Source organism: Rhizobium sp. 01L410, from assembly GCF_056400165.1.
In genome coordinates, this window is record NZ_JBFTST010000006.1 from 1 (window position 1) to 20,797 (window position 20,797).

Sequence of the window (20,797 nt, forward strand, 5' to 3'; positions counted from 1 at the left end):
GGTCACCACGTCCGAATACACGGCCGGTGCAACCGATCTGCTCTACACCGATGCGACTGCCGGTACCGGCGGTATTCTCGGCACGGCCGGCGCGTCTTCGGGCAAGTCGATCACCGAGTTCACGATCGACTCCTCCACGACCAAGGGCGACATCGACGGCCTGCTGACCGACGTTGAAACCGCTCTGAAGGACATGACCTCGCTCGGTTCGAAGTTCGGTTCGATCTCCTCGCGTATCGACATGCAGTCGAACTTCGTTTCGTCGCTGAGCGACGCAATCGAATCGGGTGTTGGCCGCCTCGTCGACGCCGACATGGAAGAAGAGTCCTCGAAGCTGACCGCTCTGCAGACGCAGCAGCAGCTGGCCATCCAGTCGCTCTCGATCGCAAACTCCTCTTCGCAGAACATCCTGTCGCTCTTCCGCGGCTAATAGGATTAGCGATACAAGCCCTCCGGTATCGTCCGGTCGGCCCAGGAAAACGAAGCCGCGCCTTAACGGGCGCGGCTTTTTGCTGTCCGCGTTAACGTTTTGTTAACCATTTTGCCGTCTTCTGCGCTCAACGTAACGGTGAGTTAACCAAGTTTAATCCCAGGTTAACAGGCATGAGCGCTGGTTCCCGTTCCCGGTAGGCCGGAATGTCCCTTCTCGACGTATTGCCAACAAGGGGCACTTTTTCATGACGAGCATTTTGACGAACGTCGCAGCCATGGCTGCGCTTCAGACACTTCGTACGATTAACAACAGTCTCGAAACCACCCAGAATCACGTATCCTCCGGTTACCGTGTCGCCAAGGCTGCCGATAACGCCGCCTACTGGTCGATTGCGACGACCATGCGCTCCGACAACAAGGCGCTTTCCGCCGTGTCCGACGCGTTGGGTCTTGGCGCAGCAAAGGTCGACACCGCCTATTCGGCGATGGACAGCGCCATCGACGTCGTCACCGAAATCAAGTCCAAGCTTGTCGCCGCAACCGAAAAGGGCGTCGACCGCACGAAGATCCAGGAAGAAGTGAAGCAGCTTCAGTCTCAGCTTCTGAGCATCGCGCAGTCCGCATCGTTCTCCGGCGAAAACTGGGTGGCGGGCAACGAAACCAAGAGTGTGGTCTCGTCTTTCGTTCGCGACGGCAACGGCAACACTTCGGTCACCACCACCGAATATGTGCTGAACTCCGCTTCGACCGGCAACGTGCTGTTCGGCACCAGCAACGGGTCGATCGATACCTCGACTGGCATCATCGGTAGCTCCAACGGCACGATCGGCTCGATCTTCTCGTTCGACATATCCAACCTGTCGACGGATGACATCGGCCTCGCCCTGAATGCCGTGGAGGCAGGTCTTGAATCAATGACGAAGGCGGCTTCGCAGCTCGGTTCGATTTCGACACGCATTCAGTTGCAGGAGAATTTCGTCTCGTCTCTGAGCGACTCCATCGACTCGGGTGTCGGCCGTCTCGTCGATGCCAACATGGAAGAGGAATCGTCCAAACTGACTGCGCTTCAGACACAGCAGCAGCTGGCGATCCAGTCGCTGTCGATTGCGAATTCGAGCGCGCAGAACGTTCTGACGCTGTTCCGCAGCTAAGCCGGAAATTGAAACTGGACCGAATCTTGCGGCGCTGTTTTCAATCCGTCAAAAACACACAGAAATCGCGCTCGAAAGGCGCGATTTTCTTTTTAAAAACATGTACTTAAATGAGTCTTCAAGTTTCGGCGTCCCGAGGGGCCTCAACCCTTGAAACTATGCTTAAAGTTGGGTTAATTTCACCAACGAGTTGATTTGTTACTGCGACGCACCGGCCGTATTGCCGGGGGCATGAAGCCATAATCTGTCGCTACCGGTTACCGGTCTGTCCCTTTCCCATTCATTCAAGAGATCGACAGATGGCTTATACCATTCAAGACCCGTCAGCGCTTACCGCATTGAACATCATGCGGGGCCTCGGCAAGGACTCCGATAAAATTCAGCAGCAGATCTCATCGGAGCTGCGGATCCAGACTGCTGCGGACGATGCCACATACTGGTCCTACGCGCAGACCCTGCGCACCGACGGCAGCTCGCTGAAGACCATCGATGAGGCGCTTGGCTTGGGTGCGGCCAAGGTTGACACGACGTATACGACCATGGATTCGCTGATCGACCTTGTGACTAACATCAAGGCTACGCTTGTTTCTGCTGCCGATCCTGCGAATGACCGTGACAAGCTGAATACAACCCTTCAGCAGGATCTGGCTCAGCTTCAGTCGGGCGTCACTGGCACCAGTTTCTCGGGCGAAAATTGGCTGTACAACAATAGCTCGGCAATGCCGGATACCCGTTCGGTAATCGGCGGCTATATTCGTGGATCGAACGGCCAATTCTATCCGCAGAACATCAGCTTTCCGTCCTCAAGTCTGGTAATGATTGATACACGCGACGCTTCAAAGGGCTTGCTGACAAAGGGCATTGATCCGGGCACCGGCAGCGGCAGCCAATATTTTCTGCTGAACGCGAATTCCACCAACCCTGCGACAGGGACTCAGATCTCGCTCTCGGACAGCACCACAAGCCAGAATCTTGCGGACATGCAAGCCGTTGTCGAGAAGATCCTCTCTGGCATGAACACGACTGCGTCCGGTCTCGGCATCATGAAAAACCAGGTCGATGCGCGCTCGGATTACGTGAGCAAGATGATGGACTCGCTGGACTCCACGGTGGGCACGCTTGTCGATACAGATATGGACGAGGCATCGACGCGTCAAACGGCTATCAAGGCACAGGTCGATATTGCCACCGAAGCGATGAACATTCTCAACAATTCCGCCGGCAACATCCTGATCCTGCTCGAATAGTAATCTGGCTCAACTGGCGGGCAAGTGCCCGCCATTCATCCTCGCGCAAGTTTGACTTTCTAGGTTCAAGGCAAGGCTGCGTCAGTTCTGTGAAGCGGCGGTCAGAATTGGTTTGAACGGGGCGCAGGCATGCCGCAGCTTTTTGCAGATACCGGGTGTGGTCGATGAGCGCGATGCTATCCCGCTATCTCAAGGATTTCAGTGATATCAAGCCGGTCGCCCCGGCGCCCGAAGCGTCCGACTTTGCCGAAGAGGCGTTTGGGGGATTTGCAGATTTCGCGGAAGAACCTGCAGTCGATATCGAGGCTGAACGCCGCTCCGCTTATGCCGAGGGCCACGCCGCGGCAACGTCTGGTCTCTCCAAGACCCACGCGGAGCAGCTGCAGGCTGCCGAGCTTGGCTATCAGCGGCAGCTCGATGAGCTGAAAGAGAAGTATGAGCAGGAACTCGCGGTCCTTCTCGCTGCCAGATTGTCGGGCATCGCCTTCGAAGTGGCGGAACTTGTCAGCGCCGCCGCCGCCAAGGCGATCGCGCCCGTTGTGACGGAGGCTGTCGCGGAGCAGGCTGTCGCAGATCTTGCGGTGCTTCTGAACGAGGCAATTCTCGATGGCGCGGCCGGCGTGGTGATCGTCAAGGGTCCCGCCAATCTTTTCGCATCGCTGGAGAAGGCGCTCGGAGAAAAGTCCGGCCTTCTGCGGCACATTGAGACGGATGACGTCGACCTCGTTGTCGAGGTTGATGGCTCCGTTCTCGTCACACGTATTTCTGCCTGGTCTGCCAGCTTGAAGAAAGTTCTGGAATGAGTGAGAGCGAAAATCACCACCACGGCAAAAATGAAGTCATCATCATCAAGAAACATGGTGGTGGCGATCATGACGGCGCGCATGGCGGCGCCTGGAAGATCGCTTACGCCGACTTCATGACCGCTCTGATGGCGTTCTTCCTCGTCATGTGGCTGGTCAATGCCGCAAACGAGGAGACGAAAGCCTCCGTTGCGACCTATTTCAACCCGATCAAGCTTGCCGACGAAAAGCCCACCGAAAAGGGGTTGAAGAAGCCTGTCGATACGGCCGAAGGCGAGGAGACGAAGGACAAGTCGAAGCAGAAGGAAGAGCAGCAGACGCAGGGCGCTTCTGCCGCCAGTGGCGACGACCAGACCTCGACGTCAGGCGACCAGACGAACTACTCCGAAGCCGACTTCTTCGAGAATCCCTATTCCGTTCTGGCCGAAATCGCCCAGGAAGTGGGACAGCAGGCCAATGTCAGCGCCAAGGGCGAGGGCGGTGCGGCCGATTCCGGCCCTGCGACCGGCGCCGATGGTGGCGAGGCCTATCGCGATCCTTTCGATCCGGATTTCTGGACCAAGCAGGTCGAGGTAACGCGCGCCGACAATCCCGGCAAGACGCCGGCGGCCAAGGATGCCAAGGAGCAGCCGGATGCTGCAGAGCTCGCCAAGCTCGAGGAGCAGAAGCCTGAAGACCAATCTGCCGATGCCAAGCCTGCCGATCAGCCTCACGGCAAGGCAACCGACAAGAAGTCCGATCAGAAGCCGGCAGATACCGCGGCCGACAAGCAGCAGGATGCGCAAAAGCAGGCCGAAGAGCAGAAGCAGGCCGATGAGCTGAAGCAGGAAATTGCCAAGCAGATCAGCGGCGTCGGCGGCAAGCTCGCCGAAGGCCTGACGGTCACCCCGTCCGAAGGTGGATTGCTCGTCAGCCTCTCCGACCAGGGCAATGACTCGATGTTCAATGTCGGCTCGGCCGTTCCCCGCAAGGAAATGGTGCAGGTCATGGAAAAGCTGGGCGAGATTCTCAAGGCGCGCCAGGGTGCGGTGGTGATCCGGGGCCATACCGATGGCCGTCAGTATAAGGGCGCAGACAACGAAAACTGGCGCCTGTCGATGGATCGCGCTCAGGCTGCCTATTACATGCTCGTTCGTGGTGGCTTGGGCGAGCAGCGCGTCTCGCAGGTATCCGGCTTTGCCGATCGTAAGCTCAAGCTTCCTGATGATCCGTTGAACGCCGCAAACCGCCGTATCGAAATCCTCGTTCAGGCGGACCAGGGATAAACCATGGCGCGCAGCAAGCACCATCATCTTCTCTCCCTCATGCTCGGATTGGCGCTTGCAGCGCCGGCCGTGGCCGTTGCGGATGAGCAGGAGGATCTGGCGCCCTACAAGATGCTGCGCTCGCTGCAATTCGTGCAGGATTCCGTCGTTCTTGGCGATCACTCCGCTGCCGAGATGCAGCGCTTCATGCTGGGCACGATCGATCAGCGTCTGCGCTCGGTCGATGCCTCGGTCTATGACGATGATCGCAATGTCGATGCGGCACTCGTCTATGCGATGAGCGGCGGCAATCCGGCGACGCTGGAATACCTGGTGTCCCGCGACGTCAACGGCTATTTCGACAATCGTGTCACCGACGTGTTGCGGAAGTATTTGAGCGGCAAGGGACTGCTGGTTGCCAAGACGCTGGTCGAAACGGCCAACGAATACCGCGACAAGAAAATCGGTCCCTATCTGTCGTTGGTTGGCGGCAATGTCATGGTGGCGCGAAGCCCGCTTGAAGCATTGAAGCTCTACGATCAGGCGCGGCTGTCTGCACCCGGCACCATTGTCGAGGAGGCGGCCTTGCGCCGCTCGGTGGCGATCAGCGTCGAGGCCGGATTGGTCGACAAGGGCATGGCCTATTCGCAGCGCTATGTCCGCCGCTTCCTGCATTCTCCCTATGCCAGCCAGTTTGCCGACCTGTTCGTCAAGCTGATCGTCGATCACGAGCATGACGTGAAGCCGGAGGACGTCGTCAGCATTCTCGGGTTCATGGATGATGCGCGTCAGCGCGAGGTTTATCTGCGTATCGCCCGTGCGGCCGGTATTGCCGGCAAGGTGGAACTCGCCAAGACCGCGGCGGAGCACGCACAGACGCTGTCCGGGGGCGACACTGATCCGCTTGGCGCCCTGGCAAGCTTCTACGGCAACATGGCGTCGGTCTCGACGCCGGATGTCGATTCGGCCGCCCAGCATATCGGCAAGGTCGCAGACGGCGATCTCTCGGATCGCGACAAGGCTCTGCGCGCCGCAGCCCGCTCGGTAGCGGAACAAGTATTGAAAGCGCCTGATCCTGCAAGCTTGACGCAAGCCAATGATTCTACTTCTTCTAATGAAGAGAATACTTCAGAACAGGCAGCTGTTACTACGGACGCTGAATCGCAGTCGCCGACCGCCCCTTCGGAGGTGGTTGACGATGGCGCGGCGCAGGCACTCCCGGCAGACAGCAGCCAGGATCAGCAGAATGCCGATCCTGCCTACAAATCCTTTATGGCTGCGAGCCGGTCCAAACTTGACGATATCGACAAGTTGTTGAGCCAAGAAAGCAATTGAGATGATGGATATCAGCGTTTCGGGGGGAGCGGCACCGGTTGAGGCGCCGTCAGCGAAATCCAATCGCCCGGTTGGGAAAGACGACGACGGCCGCAAGGGCGGCGGCTTTTCCGACGTGCTTTCGAAGGCCGGCGACAACGGGCAGAATCCGAATGATGCCAACGCTGCGTCGAATGCAGGTGGGCCCAGTGAGGCCGATGCTGCCGCACTTGCCCGCTCTCGCCCCCATGCCAAGCCTGTTATCGATCTCAGCGACGCGTCGCTGAAGGAGCAGGCGGCGGTGAAGCCGGAAACGGTCGCGATGGGCAAGTCGCTGAAGGATCAGGTCAAGGAAGCGATCGAACAGGCGAAGGACGCCATCAAGAAGGACGCGGCGGAGACGCTCGCCGATGACGCGCTGCCGCATGCGACGAAGAGCACCAAGCCTGCAAAGGGCGACGAGACAAAGAAGACAGATAAGGGTGACGGCGAGGACGCCGCAAGCGATGCGCTCGATCTCCTGCAGAAAGACGGCCCGCAGGTGCCCGTCGTTATCGCTGCGGCTGCGCAGGGCTCGTCCGTCAAGACCAGGGATGACGGCGCCGTCGGCAAGGACAAGAAGGCCGATGCCATCGACGCTGGTGGTAAGGCCGCATCGCATGTCAGCGACGCGCTGGCTGCGGTAGGTGTTTCCAAGGCAGCCGACAATGCCGTTCCCGGTACCGAGGGTGCCGAGGCCTCTGATGGCAAGACATTCCGCCTGAGCCGCGCCGATGGCCGCGGGCAGTCGATGGATATCCACATCGGCACCGAAGATCATGGCGAGCAGGGCGTGAAGAGCAAGGGCGATGTCGAGAACGTCACCGTGCTTGAATCGCGCCGCTACATCGGTTTGGCTCAGAATTCCGCTTCCGTCACCGCGGCGATCAGCGGCGACAAGGAGTGGGCGCAGGCCATGCAGCCGGGTTCGGCGCTGTCCAATGCAGCCGAATGGACCAGCACGGGCAAGGTCGTCAACACGCTGAAAATCCAGATGACGCCGATTGACCTCGGCCTGGTAACGGCGACGATGCGCCTATCGGGCGATGCGTTGAATGTCGATCTCAAGGTCGAATCGGGTGCTGCTTACCGCCAGCTCAAGGAGGATCACAGCAAGATCCTCGAGTCGCTGCGCAGCCAGGGCTATACGGTCGACAACGTGACGATCAGCATGGCGCCAGTCGAAAAGGCCGATACCGGCACTCAAGCAAACGCACAGAGCCAGTCGGGTCAGCAGTCCCTGCAGCAGGGCCAGGGCGGCGAGGCGCGTGAGCGCCAGTCGCAGACAGCACAGCGAGGGAATGGAGGCTTCGATGGCGCAACTGAGACCGGTGTGGAAGACGTTGCTTCTGGCGCCGCTGGCAGCGGCAGCTCTGGCAGCGTTTACCTCTGAAGCGGCCGCCTATAACGGCGCCTGCGAGAAGGAAATCCAGTCGGCCGCGGCCAAGTACGGTATCCCCGAAGGCATTCTCTATTCGGTGGGTCTGACGGAGACGGGACGCAAGGGATCGTTGTATCCCTTCGCTCTCAATATCGAGGGAAAGGCGGTGTTTCCGCCTTCCGAAGAAGATGCCATGCGGCAGTATTATTCGGCCACCAAAGCGGGCGCCAAACTCATCGATATCGGCTGCATGCAGATCAACCATTACTTTCATGGCGAGAACTTCCGCTCCGCTGAAGAGATGTTCGACCCGCACACCAATGTCGAATACGCAGCGAAGTTCCTCCGCAACCTTCACGATCGTCATGAGACCTGGACGATGGCGGTAGCCAGATACCACGCCGGACCGAACAATGACCCCGCGCAGAAGCAGTATGTGTGCCGGGTCATCGCCAATCTGGTCGCCACCGGCTACGGCAAGTGGACTCCTAATGCGAGTAACTTCTGCCAGAATTGATGCAATCAAAAATAGCAAAAAGAGAACAAAGCGGAATCGTGTCAAAATGTGGCAGGAATCCGCCGGAATCTGGCCACGCAAGACCTAATTTACCGGTCGTTAACTTTTCCACGAAATTTTTGTGTGCATAACTGGTGTGGCCTACTATATGTAGAGCAAATCGGGACACAAAAGTTAATCAACTATTAATTCCCGCCATTAACTTCCAACACCTTGTTCCAGATTCACGCGATTCGTACCCATAGATCATTGAAGTGCCACACTGATTCGGAGGCGGACGAATGATCGTCGTGGTTGATGAGCGAGAGCTCGTTAAAGATGGATATACATCTCTATTTGGCCGGGAAGGCATCCCTTCGACCGGTTTTGATCCAAGCGAATTTGGTGAGTGGGTACAGACGGCGGCGGATTCCGATATCCAGGCCGTCGAGGCGTTTCTGATTGGCCAGGGCCAGCAAACCTTCGAGTTGCCGCGGGCCATCCGCGACCGTTCGCAGGCGCCGGTGATTGCAGTCAGCGATCAGCCTTCGCTTGAAACGACGCTTGCACTTTTTGATTGTGGCGTCGATGACGTGGTGCGCAAGCCCGTCCATCCCCGCGAAATTCTCGCCCGGGCCGCGGCTATCCGCCGCCGCCTGAAAGCGATTGCAAGCCACACCGATATCGGCGGCATCCGCGTCTTCTCGGACGGCCGCGATCCCGAGATCCACGGTGAGGTCTTTGCGTTGCCGCGCCGCGAGCGCCGCATCCTCGAATACTTGATCGCGAACCGCGGACGCCGCGTCACGAAGACCCAGATCTTCAACGCCATCTACGGCATCTTCGACGAGGAAGTCGAAGAGAACGTCGTCGAAAGCCACATCTCGAAGCTGCGCAAGAAGCTGCGCAAGAAGCTCGGTGTCGATCCCGTCGATTCCAAGCGCTTCCTCGGTTACTGCATCGACTGGAACTGATTTCAGCGACGGGCCTCGCCGCGCGGCAGCGGTGCTTAAGATTTCCAAAGCACCGCCCGCACCAGACAGCTTCACGCAAGGCCCGCCAAATACTCTCCGGACTATCAAGGAAAACGAGGTTTTCAGATGAGCATTTTTGGCAGCATGAAGACGGCAGTGTCCGGCATGAACGCTCAGGCGAACCGCCTGAGCACCGTCGCCGACAACATCGCGAACGCAAACACCACGGGCTACAAAGCGGTATCGACGGCATTTTCGTCGCTCGTCCTGCCCTCCACGGCCGGCAACTACAACTCCGGTGGTGTCCAGTCTTCCGTCCGCCAGGCTGTCTCTGCCCAGGGTGACATCTCCTACACGACCTCGACGACCGATCTTGCGATCTCCGGTGATGGCTTCTTCATCGTGCAGGGCGCGGACGGCACTCCGGTTCTGACCCGTGCCGGCGACTTTACCAAGGACGACAAGGGCAACCTGGTCAACTCAGCCGGCTTCACGCTGATGGGTTATCCGTGGGGTGCGTCTGCTCCGGCTGTCGTCGTCAACGGCTTCGATGGTCTGGTGCCGATCAACGTCATGGGCGATCAGAAACTGGAAGCTGTTCCAACAGCGAACGGTACCTGGACGGGCAACCTGAAGCCCGGCGCGGCGGAGGTTGCTGACCCGGACGCCCTCCCGAGTGCTAACTCGAGCGCCGGCTCGCCGCCAACCAAGGTCACCTCGGATACACAAAAATATTCAATCGTCACCTACGACAAGCTTGGTTCTAAGGTGATGTACGATATCTACTTCACCAAGGTGCCATTTGACGCGACGGCGACGCCTACGCCTCCGTCGGGCGCAGCGACCCAGTGGGAAATGTCCGTGTATCGAAACGCCGATAAGGCAACGACCGGAACGAGTTCATTCCCTTACAGTTCTGCTGCTGTCAACGTGTCATCGGTGTACTTCAATGACAAGGGCCAGATGGCCACCGACGCAAACTATCCGGCCGGTGCGAACATCGTTGATCCGGTTACAGGATTGACGATCAATATGTCCCGTGACCTCTCGCAGGTTGGCGACAACTGGTCCGGTACCGGTAACGTCGATGGTCAGGGCGCTAACTCGCCGGTTGATATCACCATCGACTCGAACGGCGTTGTCTACTCGAAGTATGACGACGGTAGCACCAAGCCCGTCTACCAGATCCCGCTCGCGAATGTTCCGAGCCCGGATCTGCTGACGCTGATGTCCGGCAACGTCTATTCGGCCAACGGCAATTCCGGCGTCACGGTCACCGGTTTCCCGGAAACCAGCGGTTTCGGCAAAATCCAGTCCGGCGCTCTGGAAGGATCGAACGTCGATATGGCCGGCGAGCTGACCGAGATGATCGAATCGCAGCGCAGCTACACCGCAAATTCCAAGGTATTCCAGACGGGCTCGGACCTGATGGACGTCCTTGTGAACCTCAAGCGTTAAGCAGGTAACGGGTAAATCATGTCGCTCACCTCCGCACTTAACACCGCACAGAGCATATTCAACAACACCGGCACTCAGAGCAGTGTGGTGTCGAACAATATCGCCAATGTCGGCAACAAGGACTACGTGCGTCGGCAGGCGATGATCACCACGTCGCTCAACGGCGCGCAGGTGGTCCAGATCAACCGGGCGCAAGAAGACGCTCTCTTGCGCCAGTACCTGAAAAGCAACTCGCAGGACAGCGCCCAGCAGACTTTGTTGAATGGGCTTGAGGACATCAAGAGTGTTCTTGGAGGCAACAAATACGAGACGTCTCCGTCAGAATACCTTTCTGTTTTCCAAGAGAAGTTGGGCGCTTTCGCGACTTCGCCGAACAATACCATTGCCGCCCAGGGCGCCGTCACGGCGGCCCAGGATCTGGTAAACTCGCTGAACAATTCTTCGAATTATGTTCAGCAGGCGCGCTTGAACGCCGACAAGTCGATCGATCAGCAGGTTACGTCGCTGAATTCGCTTCTGGCGCAGTTCGAGACGGCGAACAACGCGGTCAAGACGGCGACGTCATCAAGAACAGACGCGTCCCAGGCGCTGGACCAGCGTGATGGGCTCCTGAAGCAGATTTCGAGCATTGTCGGCGTGACGACAGTCTCGCGCGCCAATAACGATATGGTGCTATACACGGCTGACGGGACGACGCTGTTTGAGACCATTCCGCGTGCCGTTTCGTTCACGCCGACGAAAAGCTACAACGCTGGTATGGACGGCAACGGTGTCTATATCGACGGCGTTGCACTCGGCAAGGGCTCGGGCGGAACGACCTCCGGCCAAGGCAGTCTGCAGGCATTGCTGCAGTTGCGTGATGACATTGCCCCGACTTTCCAGTCTCAGCTGGATGAGATTGCCAAGGGCCTGGTCTCCATGTTCTCGGAAACGAGTACCGACGGGACGACGACCAAGCCTGGTCTGTTTGTCTGGAATGACGGAGGTACTCCGGGCGGCACGCCGACGTCGGGCGACATTATCGCCGGCATAGCGAGCAGCATCAAGGTCAACCCGGACGTAGTTACGTCTGCTGGTGGCGATCCAATGAAGTTGCGCGACGGGGCTATCAACGGGACGGCATTCGACCAGAATCCTGATCCGAACAAGAGCGGCGGTTACACGACACAACTCGATAAGCTCTACAACGCGATGAGCGCCAAGATGGATTTCGATCCAGACCCGGCAGTCGTCACAGGTTTCAATACCGGCGCAGGTATCGATTCCAACGTCAGCATCATGGATTTCGCTTCGAACTCCATCGGCTGGCTGGAACAGTATCGTAGTGACGCGAGTGGTGCCGCAGAAAATACCTCGGCGGCGCTGTCACGCTCCGACGAAGCCTATTCGAACGAGACTGGCGTGAACCTCGACGAAGAACTGACGCTGATGCTCGACATCGAGCAGTCCTACAAGGCGGCAACGAAGATTTTGAATGCCGTCGATGAAATGCTGAAGTCATTGCTGGATATTGCGAGTTAAAAAATGAAAAGCTCATTTATTTCTAGTTCAGCCATTCAAAACGCCATGCGGTTGACGATCCGTCAGTCGCAGAACCAGATGGTGCAGTCGGCGGTTGAAGCCAGTACCAAGATGTATGCTGACGTCGGCGTTGCGCTTGGCGTGAACTCGGCGAAAAGCGTTGATTTCAATCGCGAGATTGATCGTATCAGCTCTATCAAGGGCAGCAACTCGGTCGTCAGCCTTCGTTTGGAGATGTCGCAGAACGGTCTCGACGCGATGAACGGCGCCGCGAATGACCTGGTCGCAAAGCTGACGGCACTGCGGGGAAGCCAGACGGCGACGACCATCACTGTCACGTTGCAGCAGGCATCCAGCGCTTTCTCTCAGCTGATGGATACCGGCAATTCGCTGGCAAACGGTGAGTATCTGTTCTCCGGCATCAATACCGACGTTGCACCGCTGACCGACCAGAGCGCGGCTGCCGTCTCGGCGATGCAGAACAATTTGAAGGCATATGCAAGCGGGCTGACTAACCCGGATACCGGCGGCCCGAAGACCGTCGCGGACCTTACTGCCACGGACATGAAGAATTTTTCGACCATGTTCGTCGAGCCGATGTTCATGCAGGATACCTTGCCCACCGGCTACCCGGTCGGTGCTCCGCCTCCGACCGGCGGTCTGACCTACGATACGACTCCTCCCGCGTGGGGCAATTGGTCGTCTGCATCCAATCAGAATATGACAAGCCGCATCAGCAACTCGGAAGTCGTTACGTCTTCTACCAATGCCAATTCGGATGGCATGCGCTATTTCGCCATGGCGGCGGTCATGACACAGGCGCTGACCGACCAGGGTCTCGGATCGGCAGGCATGGCTGGTCTCTCGGACGCCGCCATTGATTATGCCGGCCGTGCGACTTCCGGTCTCACCGGCCAGCAGAGCCAGCTCGGTCTGTCGCAGGAGCGCGTGACCAAGTCGAACGCCGCTCTCGACGCGCAGTCCAGCATTCTGCAGGGCAAGCTTATCGATTTGACCGGCGTCGACCCGGTTGAAGCCACCACGATCGTCAAGAACATGGAGACGCAGCTTCAGACCTCTTACACGATCATCTCGAAGATCCAGCAGTTGAGCCTTGTAAATTACCTTTGATGATCAAAGGCGCGCATTACAAAGAAGGATGCATGAATGTATCAGTTCTCTTATGCCGAGGTCATGCAAGACTCGGTGACCGATGCGAAAGAGAGAGAGCGGCAAGTTCTCGATCGGTCTATCGAAATGCTTGCTGCGGCGCGCGAGAAAACAAAATACGGCCGGGAAGCCATTGAGGCTCTGTTTTATACCCGCCGCGTTTGGGTGAGCTTTATCGAGGATCTGAAGCACCCCGACAATCAGCTTGAAGTCGAACTGCGTGCCAATCTCATCTCCATCGCGATCTGGATTCTCAAGGAATGCGACAGGATCAGGCGGCGTCAGTCCGATAACTACCAGGGCATTATCGACATTACCATCATCATCAGGGATGGACTTAAATGAAAAGTACACTTCGCATTTCGCTTAAAGCCGGAGAGAGAATCTTCATCAACGGCGCGGTCTTGCGCGTTGACCGCAAGGTCGCGCTGGAATTCCTGAATGATGTGACATTCCTTCTCGAAAACCACGTCCTGCAGCCTGAAGACGCGACGACGCCTCTGCGCCAGCTCTACTTCATTGCCCAGATGATTCTGATCAATCCTGAGGGCAAGGAGCAGTCGACGGTGATGTTCCGCAAGTCAATCACCATGCTGCTGAGCTGCTTCCGCAACGAAGAGATCCTGGCCGAGCTGAAGCGCATCGATGGTCTGGTCTCGACAGGCCGCGCGTTCGACGCTCTGAAGGCGATCCGCTCGATGTACACGCTCGAGGACAGCATCCTCAATAATCAGGAAATGGCCCCGGCGATGGTCGAACAGATTCGCAAGGAGATCGCACCATGGCGGTAGACGCACTCTCGGGCGTAGGCTCCGCAACGCAGGGCAACACAGCCGCTGCGCAGCAGAAGGCCACGCTGAACTACGACAACTTCCTGCAGCTCCTCATCGCGCAGATGAAGAACCAGGATCCGACAGACCCCGTCGATGCCAGCCAGCAGATGGCTCAGCTTGCCAGCTTCTCGCAGGTCGAACAGACGATCCAGACCAACAGCAAACTCGACACGCTTCTTGCGAGCTCCAGCCTGACCCAGGCCGGCAGCTATGTAGGTAAGTACATGGAGAGCTCCGACGGAACCGTCAAAGGCATGATCTCGTCGGTCAAGGTTTACTCCGACGGCATCATTGCAACGACCGACAAAGGCGATAAGATTCTCGTTCAGGCGGGCGTCACGATCTCTGATTCGGCGCCGGCAACGACCCCGACCGACAGCAGCGGCTCTAGCTCCAGCTAATCGCTGCCCGGTCATGAGAACAATGAGAAAGTCCGGTTTGTGCCGGGCTGTTTCTCCAAGGCGATATGAGGTTGCCTGATGAATGAAGCTGACGCACTCGATCTGTTCCAGGCAGCCATCTGGACCGTGCTGGTTGCGGCTGGCCCGGCAGTTGCCGCTGCCATGGTCGTCGGTCTCGTCATCGCTCTTTTTCAGGCGCTCACGCAGATTCAGGAAGCGACACTGACCTTCGTCCCGAAGATCGTCGCCGTCCTGATTACCGTCGGCATCTCCGCGCCCTTCGTCGGCGCGCAGATTTCGATCTTTACCGACATGGTATTTTCGCGCATCCAGTCCGGCTTCTGAGCCACCCTCGCGCAAGCTTCGCCATTTAACTGTCGATCCGAATAGGGCGGGTCCCGGTATCCGCCTCCTCTCATGAAGAGACGGAACCAGTTATGGCGCAACCACCTGCACTACCCCTTCCGAAAGTCGCACCGAGTTTGCGCGATGTCGGTTTTGCCTTCGGCATCATCGTCATCATCTGCATACTCTTTCTGCCGATACCGCCATTTCTGATCGACCTGGGCCTGGCATTCTCGATCGCTTTCTCGGTGCTGATCCTCATGGTCGCCCTGTGGATCAAGAAGCCGTTGGAATTCTCGTCCTTCCCGACCATCCTGCTGATCGCGACGATGACGCGACTGGCGCTGAACATCGCGACGACGCGCGTCATTCTCTCGCACGGCAACGAAGGCCACGATGCGGCCGGTGGCGTCATCGCCGGCTTTGCCAGCCTCGTCATGTCCGGCGACTTCGTCATCGGTCTGATCGTCTTCCTGATTCTGATCACCATCAACTTCATCGTCATCACCAAGGGCGCGACGCGTATCGCGGAAGTCGGCGCGCGTTTCACCTTGGACGCCATCCCCGGCAAGCAGATGTCGATTGATGCAGATCTTTCGGCCGGTATCATCGACGAGCGCGAAGCGCAGCGCCGCCGTAAGGAGCTGGAAGAAGAAAGCTCCTTCTTCGGTGCCATGGACGGTGCGTCGAAATTCGTGCGCGGTGACGCGGTCGCGGGTCTTCTGATCACCGGCATCAACGTCTTCGGCGGCATCATCATCGGCTATTTCCGCCACGGCATGCCGATCGGCGAAGCAGCCGATGTCTTCGTGAAGCTGTCGGTCGGCGACGGTCTGGTCTCGCAGATGCCGGCGCTTATCGTCTCGCTGGCCGCCGGCCTTCTCGTCTCCCGCGGCGGCAATGTCGGCTCCACCGACGAAGCGGTTATCGGTCAGCTGTCCGGATATCCCCGCGCTCTCTCGGTCTCGGCGGCACTGATGTTCATTCTGGCCCTGATGCCTGGTCTGCCGACCATGCCCTTCACGCTGCTCGGCGGCCTGATGGCCTTCGGCGCATGGTTCATCCCGCGCCAGATCGAGGCGGAGAACAAGGTTCGCCGCGACCAGGAAGAAAAGAAGGTCGTCGCGAACAAGGAACTGGAGAAGGACTCGGTCAAGTCGGTCCTTCGCACCTCCGAAATCGAGCTCGCGCTCGGCAAGATGGTCTCGACCCGTCTGCTCGGCGCCCACCAGGAGCTGGCTTTCCGCGTCGGCAAGATGCGCAAGAAGTTCGCGACGCAATACGGCTTTGTCGTCCCCGAAATCAAGGTTACCGACGACATCGCCATCGCCGAGAAGTCCTATCAGATCCGCATTCACGGAACGACGATCGCCGCCAACCAGCTGCGTGTGGGCGAAGTGCTCGTCGTCACCGGCTCTGGCCGCAAGCCGCGCATTCCGGGAGACGAGATCCGCGAACCCGCTTTCGGCATGCCGGCTGTTTCCGTTCTCGAGGCCTTTACCGAGGATCTGAAGCGCGAGGGCTTCCAGCCGATCGACAACGTCTCCGTCGTCCTGACGCATATGAGCGAAGTCATTCGCAACAACCTGCCGCAGCTTCTGTCCTACAAGGATGTCAAGGTGCTGATCGACCGGCTCGACCCGGAATACAAGAAGCTGGCGGACGAAATCTGCACCTCGCACATGTCCTATTCGGGCCTGCAGGCCGTCCTCAAGCTGCTGCTCGCCGAGCGCGTCTCGATCCGCAACCTGCATCTCATTCTCGAAGCCGTCGCCGAATTGGCGCCGCATGTCCGCAAGACCGAACAGATCGTCGAGCATGTCCGCATCCGCATGGCGCAGCAGATCTGCGGCGACCTGGCCGACAACGGCGTGTTGCGCGTGCTGCGACTCGGCAGCAAGTGGGATCTTGCCTTCCACCAGGCTCTGAAGCGCGACAACAAGGGAGAAGTCGTCGAGTTCGACATCGATCCACGTGCCCTTGAAGAGTTCAGCGAGCAGGCGACGAAGGTTATCCGTGAATTCATGGACCGTGGCCTGCCTTTCTGCCTTGTCACATCGCCGGAAACGCGCTCCTATGTGCGCATGATCATCGAACGTCTGTTCGCGACGCTTCCGGTTCTGTCCCACGTCGAGTTGGCGAAGGGCATCGAGATAAAGATTTTGGGCTCGGTTTCATGATAACAGACCCGCAGGGCACCATCCTTGCGCTCTTTCTGATTTTTTGCCGGATGGGTGGCTGCGTCCTGGCAATGCCGGGTTTTTCCTCGGCGCGTGTGCCTGAAATCCTGCGGGTCTTTGTTGCTGCCGGTCTGTCGCTTGCCGTTCTGCCGCTGCTCTGGGATACGGTTTATCCCGCGGTCAGCGGTACCAGCGCCAGCTATATCGGGCTGATTTTCAGCGAATCGCTGATCGGCGTCATGTACGGCCTCTTGGCGCGGCTCTATACAATGGGCTTCCAGTTTGCCGCCACCATCATTGCCATGATGGTCGGCTATACCTCGCCGGGCGGCCAGGATGTCGTGGAAGATACGCCGGAAACCAGCCTGTCCGGTTTTATCACTTTCGCCGGCATCATGATCCTGTTCCTGATGGACTTTCACCACATCGTCTTCAAGGCTCTGATCGATTCCTACACGACGATGCCTTTTGGCGGCTTGACAGATGTGCGCGCCAACCTCATCTCGCTGACGGACACGCTGGTCTCGACGACCTCCATCATGCTCAGGCTTTCCAGCCCGTTTCTGCTCTACAGCATGATGTTCAACGTCTCGATCGGCTTCATCAACAAGCTGGCGCCGCAGATCCCCGTCTACTTCATCTCGACGCCATATCTGATACTTGGCGGGTTGTTCCTGTTCTATTTCTCCGTGGCCGCGCTGATCAGTCAGTTCGCGGAATCCTTCCCGTCCGTCTTCATAGGCATGTAGCGAAATGGCGGAAAAATCCCGTTCGCAGAAGCTCAAGCGCCTTGTCGCCGTTCAGCGCCACCTCGAGCAGATGGCCGAGTACGACCTTGCCGAAACCACACGGCAGCGCGCCGAAGTGAACGAATCGATGGATACGGTCATCGCAGCACTCGGCTCGGTCGATCCGATCCACCGGGTGTTCTCGCAGAATTACGCCGACCGTTTCGAGCGCCTCAGCACCAAGGACAAGCAGCTGACGGGCATCCAGCAGCTGCATGAGATGCGTCTGCAGCATGAGCGGGCGAAGGGAGACCGGCTGGAGGAGGGCATGAAAGAGGCCCAGGAATCCGAGCGCCGCGAGGCCGATGACAATGCGGTCTATGATATCATCGATCAGAAGTTCGCAACGCCAGCCTCCAGCAAGCTTCAAAAATAATAATCGCCGCAACCTTACATTAGAGGATTGTGACGTTGGCTATTTCGCCCCCTAGTGATCTCGTCCTGGACGTTGTCAAAGCTGCGGATCCGACCGAGGTTCAGGCTGCCCAGGAAAAACTCATGGCGACGCGCGCCGCCTTCAGGGCAAACAGCCTTGCTGACGCCGGCAACGGCTTTTCGTCCAAGGTCGATGTTCTCGAAAGCGCTGCCGCCAAGACCGGTCTCAACGACGTCAAGAATCGCACCAAGACAGAAGAGATCCCCGAGACCTATCGAAAGTTCGAATCGATGGTTCTACAGAACTTCGTCAAGAACATGCTGCCGAGCGATAGCGAGCAGGTCTACGGCAAGGGCGCCACGGGCGATATCTGGAAGGGCATGATGGCCGAGCAGCTCGGCAACGTCATGTCCAAGGGCGATGGCATCGGTATCGCCAAGGAACTTTATCACGACGCTCTTCGCAAGAAGGAAGGCGCCATCGTCAACGCTAGCGCCGATCAGAACGACCGCAAGGTCGCCTTCAGCATGGTCGACGAGTTCCAGCGCAAGACATTTGGCACCCCGACTGCGGATGCCAAGACCAATAATGAAGCATAACCGAGGATAAAATGGAAATAATCTCAAACGAATATCGCATCAAGTCGGTCCTCGGCCGCCTGGAGATGATCATCGACAACGAGAACACGCGGATTGGCAACGACCCGCAGTTCGATCTCAAGGTCTCCAACGCGCACAAGAGCCGTTGCCTCTATGAGCTGTCGATGCTGTTCAGCGATACCGATCCGGCAGAGCTTGCCGCTTCGCATCTCGAGCAGTTGCATGGCCTGAAGAAGAAGCTGACGCTGAACGCGCGCCGTGTCGAGGCTCACCTCGAAGCCGTTCGTGCTGTCGCCGATATTCTGAAGAATGCCGTGCAGGATGCAGATGCCGACGGCACTTATTCCCAGGAACAATTCGTCGCGCGTGATGCCTGATGCTTAAACTCGTCTTCACAGGCGTCTGGGTCTGCGCGATCACGCTGGCTTCGGTCTATTTCTCGGTGAAAATGGCCACTGCGCCGGCACCGCCGCCGGATGATTCCAAGCAGGCGCAGCTCGAGCTTGTCAAAGGCGAGACCGTCACCATCCCGATCATCGGCGATGGCGCCGTCACCGGATATTTCATCGGCCAGCTCTCCTTCATGATGAACAAGGATGTCGTCAAGGGAGCCACTTTGCCGCTGACTGAGATGACCACCGATCAGCTCTTCACGCTGCTCGTCGGCAACAAGATGGTCGATATCAGCAAGGTCAAGTCTTTCGATCCGCAGGCGTTCCGCGATGCGATCAAGAAGGGCATGAACGAACGGCTGGGCGGCGAATACATTGCCGACGTTATGCTGCAGCAGCTCGACTATCTGTCCAAGGAAGATCAGAAGGCGGCAACATCGGGCCAGCAGCCGAAGATGGGCAAGCCGGTCAAGATCGTCGAAGCGGCACCTGCCGCCGATGCGGCGGCCGCGCCGGCGCACTGATCACATTGACAGTCAAGATCAAAATGGCGCCCTCGGGCGCCATTTGCGTTTGGGAGCTGATGGTTAACCGATGCTTTCTCTGGTTCCCGCAATGCAACGGATTTTCCTAAAGGTTGTTTGAAGTCAAGCTGATATACCCTCGGTTAGGCCAGTCTTGGTCGGGTGCCCGGGATAGCGGGTATCGTCATGACAGCCACACGCCGGCGGGCAACTGCCGGTTCGTATATTTGTCGCTCGTTTTCCGGGATGCTGGGCGCATGAAGCACCCCTTGCAGGAGGTTGGGATGAATTTGATCGCGAATTTCGCGGTTATGGCTTCGCGCCGCACGATTTTCGACGTGCCGGTCTGCGATCTCGGATGGGACGATGCCCTCGTCTTCATCAACGAGCTGGCGTCACTGCCGGTTGGCCAGACGGTCATCTCGTTCGTCAACGCACACAACATGCTGATGACGCTGCGCGACGCCGAATATCGCGAGATCCTCGAACATAACCTTGTCCTGCCTGACGGCATTGGGCTCAACATCGCCTCGCAGGTGTCGCACGGCGGTCCGTTCCCGGCCAATCTCAATGGCACCGATTTCGTCCCAGCGCTGCTGACCTTCATGGAAACGCCACGGCGTGTCGGCCTCATCGGCGGCAAGCGCGATGTCGTCGAGCGGGCGGCTGAGAACTTTGCCAGACACGCGCCCTGGCATGAATTCATCGTCATTTCGGACGGCTATTTCGACAAGGACAATCCGGCCGGCGTCATTGCCGAACTCGATGCCCAGAAGGTCGATATGCTGATCGTCGGCATGGGTACGCCGCTTCAGGAGAAGTGGGCACATCGCCATATCCGTTCGGAGCATGCCCGCTTGGTGTTGACGGTCGGTGCTCTCTTCGACTTCGTCTCGGGCGAGATACCGCGCGCGCCTGATACCGTCCGCATGATGCGCCTCGAATGGGCCTACCGGCTTGTTCAGGAGCCGTCGCGCCTTTGGCGCCGCTACGTTGTCGGTATCCCGGTCTTCCTGTTTCATGTGCTGCAATACCGATTCAGCCGCCGGGAGCGGATCATGAAGCTGGAAGGCGACCGCAGCAGTCAGTTGCCGCTTCAGAAGCGCAGCGGCTCACAGCGCTGACCGCG

The 20,797-nt window shown here is 58.3% G+C and carries 23 protein-coding genes; all 23 read left to right on the forward strand.

Features of this window, described 5'->3' with window-relative positions; genetic code table 11:
* Window positions 1-430: flagellin (locus AC1DV9_RS14290; RefSeq protein ID WP_477948605.1), on the forward strand; the 430-nt coding region annotated here is incomplete at its 5' end.
* A gap of 247 nt (window positions 431-677) precedes the next feature.
* Window positions 678-1,583: a flagellin N-terminal helical domain-containing protein gene (locus tag AC1DV9_RS14295; RefSeq protein WP_112387608.1), complete on the forward strand. Its 906-nt coding sequence runs from the start codon at window positions 678-680 to the stop codon at window positions 1,581-1,583.
* Window positions 1,584-1,882: 299 nt separating this feature from the next.
* Window positions 1,883-2,830: a flagellin N-terminal helical domain-containing protein gene (locus AC1DV9_RS14300; protein WP_112513957.1), complete on the forward strand. Its 948-nt coding sequence runs from the start codon at window positions 1,883-1,885 to the stop codon at window positions 2,828-2,830.
* A 164-nt stretch (window positions 2,831-2,994) separates the two neighbouring features.
* Window positions 2,995-3,633 (forward strand): hypothetical protein, encoded by a 639-nt coding sequence (locus AC1DV9_RS14305; protein ID WP_112513956.1) that lies wholly within the window; start codon window positions 2,995-2,997, stop codon window positions 3,631-3,633.
* Window positions 3,630-4,898 (forward strand): MotB family protein, encoded by a 1,269-nt coding sequence (locus AC1DV9_RS14310; protein WP_112513955.1) that lies wholly within the window; start codon window positions 3,630-3,632, stop codon window positions 4,896-4,898. Before AC1DV9_RS14305 ends, AC1DV9_RS14310 begins: the two co-directional genes overlap by 4 nt.
* Window positions 4,899-4,901: 3 nt before the next feature.
* Window positions 4,902-6,212, forward strand: a complete 1,311-nt coding sequence (motC, locus tag AC1DV9_RS14315) for a chemotaxis protein MotC (protein ID WP_112513954.1) — start codon at window positions 4,902-4,904, stop codon at window positions 6,210-6,212.
* 1 nt (window position 6,213) lies between these two features.
* Window positions 6,214-7,623, forward strand: a complete 1,410-nt coding sequence (gene fliK, locus AC1DV9_RS14320; protein ID WP_112387613.1) for a flagellar hook-length control protein FliK — start codon at window positions 6,214-6,216, stop codon at window positions 7,621-7,623.
* On the forward strand, window positions 7,544-8,128 hold the full coding sequence (locus tag AC1DV9_RS14325; protein WP_112513952.1) for a transglycosylase SLT domain-containing protein: 585 nt from the start codon (window positions 7,544-7,546) through the stop codon (window positions 8,126-8,128). The genes fliK and AC1DV9_RS14325 overlap by 80 nt, the downstream gene beginning before the upstream one ends.
* A gap of 281 nt (window positions 8,129-8,409) precedes the next feature.
* Entirely contained in the window at window positions 8,410-9,081 is a 672-nt protein-coding gene (gene rem / locus AC1DV9_RS14330) for a transcriptional activator Rem (protein ID WP_112387615.1), read from the forward strand.
* A gap of 126 nt (window positions 9,082-9,207) precedes the next feature.
* Complete coding sequence (locus AC1DV9_RS14335; RefSeq protein WP_112513951.1) at window positions 9,208-10,539, forward strand: flagellar hook protein FlgE; 1,332 nt, start codon at window positions 9,208-9,210, stop codon at window positions 10,537-10,539.
* Between the two features lie 18 nt (window positions 10,540-10,557).
* The gene (gene flgK / locus AC1DV9_RS14340) at window positions 10,558-12,060 is read left to right on the forward strand and encodes a flagellar hook-associated protein FlgK (protein WP_477948609.1); all 1,503 of its coding nucleotides are present in this window, start codon (window positions 10,558-10,560) and stop codon (window positions 12,058-12,060) included.
* Window positions 12,061-12,063: 3 nt separating this feature from the next.
* Window positions 12,064-13,191 (forward strand): flagellar hook-associated family protein, encoded by a 1,128-nt coding sequence (locus AC1DV9_RS14345; protein WP_112513949.1) that lies wholly within the window; start codon window positions 12,064-12,066, stop codon window positions 13,189-13,191.
* 36 nt (window positions 13,192-13,227) lie between these two features.
* A complete protein-coding gene (gene flaF, locus AC1DV9_RS14350; RefSeq protein ID WP_112387619.1) occupies window positions 13,228-13,575 on the forward strand; it encodes a flagellar biosynthesis regulator FlaF in 348 nt (115 codons plus the stop codon).
* Window positions 13,572-14,021 carry a flagellar biosynthesis repressor FlbT gene (gene flbT, locus AC1DV9_RS14355; protein WP_112387620.1) on the forward strand — a complete coding sequence of 150 codons (450 nt, stop codon included), beginning with the start codon at window positions 13,572-13,574 and terminating at the stop codon, window positions 14,019-14,021. Before flaF ends, flbT begins: the two co-directional genes overlap by 4 nt.
* The gene (gene flgD, locus AC1DV9_RS14360) at window positions 14,012-14,464 is read left to right on the forward strand and encodes a flagellar hook assembly protein FlgD (protein ID WP_477948611.1); all 453 of its coding nucleotides are present in this window, start codon (window positions 14,012-14,014) and stop codon (window positions 14,462-14,464) included. Before flbT ends, flgD begins: the two co-directional genes overlap by 10 nt.
* 78 nt (window positions 14,465-14,542) lie before the next feature.
* The gene (gene fliQ, locus AC1DV9_RS14365; RefSeq protein WP_112387622.1) at window positions 14,543-14,809 is read left to right on the forward strand and encodes a flagellar biosynthesis protein FliQ; all 267 of its coding nucleotides are present in this window, start codon (window positions 14,543-14,545) and stop codon (window positions 14,807-14,809) included.
* Between the two features lie 92 nt (window positions 14,810-14,901).
* Complete coding sequence (flhA, locus tag AC1DV9_RS14370) at window positions 14,902-16,989, forward strand: flagellar biosynthesis protein FlhA (protein WP_112387623.1); 2,088 nt, start codon at window positions 14,902-14,904, stop codon at window positions 16,987-16,989.
* Entirely contained in the window at window positions 16,986-17,738 is a 753-nt protein-coding gene (locus tag AC1DV9_RS14375; protein ID WP_112387624.1) for a flagellar biosynthetic protein FliR, read from the forward strand. The genes flhA and AC1DV9_RS14375 overlap by 4 nt, the downstream gene beginning before the upstream one ends.
* A 4-nt stretch (window positions 17,739-17,742) precedes the next feature.
* Window positions 17,743-18,153, forward strand: a complete 411-nt coding sequence (locus AC1DV9_RS14380) for a hypothetical protein (RefSeq protein ID WP_477948613.1) — start codon at window positions 17,743-17,745, stop codon at window positions 18,151-18,153.
* Window positions 18,154-18,188: 35 nt separating this feature from the next.
* Complete coding sequence (locus tag AC1DV9_RS14385) at window positions 18,189-18,752, forward strand: rod-binding protein (RefSeq protein ID WP_112513947.1); 564 nt, start codon at window positions 18,189-18,191, stop codon at window positions 18,750-18,752.
* Window positions 18,753-18,763: 11 nt separating this feature from the next.
* Window positions 18,764-19,129 carry a hypothetical protein gene (locus tag AC1DV9_RS14390; RefSeq protein WP_112387627.1) on the forward strand — a complete coding sequence of 122 codons (366 nt, stop codon included), beginning with the start codon at window positions 18,764-18,766 and terminating at the stop codon, window positions 19,127-19,129.
* The gene (locus AC1DV9_RS14395; RefSeq protein ID WP_112387628.1) at window positions 19,129-19,668 is read left to right on the forward strand and encodes a hypothetical protein; all 540 of its coding nucleotides are present in this window, start codon (window positions 19,129-19,131) and stop codon (window positions 19,666-19,668) included. The genes AC1DV9_RS14390 and AC1DV9_RS14395 overlap by 1 nt, the downstream gene beginning before the upstream one ends.
* Before the next feature lie 284 nt (window positions 19,669-19,952).
* Window positions 19,953-20,792, forward strand: coding sequence for a WecB/TagA/CpsF family glycosyltransferase (locus AC1DV9_RS14400; RefSeq protein WP_477948615.1), 840 nt, complete (start codon window positions 19,953-19,955; stop codon window positions 20,790-20,792).
* Window positions 20,793-20,797: the final 5 nt, after the last annotated feature.

Coding starts and splice junctions, on each gene's coding strand:
- AC1DV9_RS14295 (WP_112387608.1), top strand. CDS start 678: ATGACGAGCATTTTGACGAACGTCGCAGCCATGGCTGCGCTTCAGACA.
- AC1DV9_RS14300 (WP_112513957.1), top strand. CDS start 1,883: ATGGCTTATACCATTCAAGACCCGTCAGCGCTTACCGCATTGAACATC.
- AC1DV9_RS14305 (WP_112513956.1), top strand. CDS start 2,995: ATGAGCGCGATGCTATCCCGCTATCTCAAGGATTTCAGTGATATCAAG.
- AC1DV9_RS14310 (WP_112513955.1), top strand. CDS start 3,630: ATGAGTGAGAGCGAAAATCACCACCACGGCAAAAATGAAGTCATCATC.
- motC (WP_112513954.1), top strand. CDS start 4,902: ATGGCGCGCAGCAAGCACCATCATCTTCTCTCCCTCATGCTCGGATTG.
- fliK (WP_112387613.1), top strand. CDS start 6,214: ATGATGGATATCAGCGTTTCGGGGGGAGCGGCACCGGTTGAGGCGCCG.
- AC1DV9_RS14325 (WP_112513952.1), top strand. CDS start 7,544: ATGGCGCAACTGAGACCGGTGTGGAAGACGTTGCTTCTGGCGCCGCTG.
- rem (WP_112387615.1), top strand. CDS start 8,410: ATGATCGTCGTGGTTGATGAGCGAGAGCTCGTTAAAGATGGATATACA.
- AC1DV9_RS14335 (WP_112513951.1), top strand. CDS start 9,208: ATGAGCATTTTTGGCAGCATGAAGACGGCAGTGTCCGGCATGAACGCT.
- flgK (WP_477948609.1), top strand. CDS start 10,558: ATGTCGCTCACCTCCGCACTTAACACCGCACAGAGCATATTCAACAAC.
- AC1DV9_RS14345 (WP_112513949.1), top strand. CDS start 12,064: ATGAAAAGCTCATTTATTTCTAGTTCAGCCATTCAAAACGCCATGCGG.
- flaF (WP_112387619.1), top strand. CDS start 13,228: ATGTATCAGTTCTCTTATGCCGAGGTCATGCAAGACTCGGTGACCGAT.
- flbT (WP_112387620.1), top strand. CDS start 13,572: ATGAAAAGTACACTTCGCATTTCGCTTAAAGCCGGAGAGAGAATCTTC.
- flgD (WP_477948611.1), top strand. CDS start 14,012: ATGGCGGTAGACGCACTCTCGGGCGTAGGCTCCGCAACGCAGGGCAAC.
- fliQ (WP_112387622.1), top strand. CDS start 14,543: ATGAATGAAGCTGACGCACTCGATCTGTTCCAGGCAGCCATCTGGACC.
- flhA (WP_112387623.1), top strand. CDS start 14,902: ATGGCGCAACCACCTGCACTACCCCTTCCGAAAGTCGCACCGAGTTTG.
- AC1DV9_RS14375 (WP_112387624.1), top strand. CDS start 16,986: ATGATAACAGACCCGCAGGGCACCATCCTTGCGCTCTTTCTGATTTTT.
- AC1DV9_RS14380 (WP_477948613.1), top strand. CDS start 17,743: ATGGCGGAAAAATCCCGTTCGCAGAAGCTCAAGCGCCTTGTCGCCGTT.
- AC1DV9_RS14390 (WP_112387627.1), top strand. CDS start 18,764: ATGGAAATAATCTCAAACGAATATCGCATCAAGTCGGTCCTCGGCCGC.
- AC1DV9_RS14395 (WP_112387628.1), top strand. CDS start 19,129: ATGCTTAAACTCGTCTTCACAGGCGTCTGGGTCTGCGCGATCACGCTG.
- AC1DV9_RS14400 (WP_477948615.1), top strand. CDS start 19,953: ATGAATTTGATCGCGAATTTCGCGGTTATGGCTTCGCGCCGCACGATT.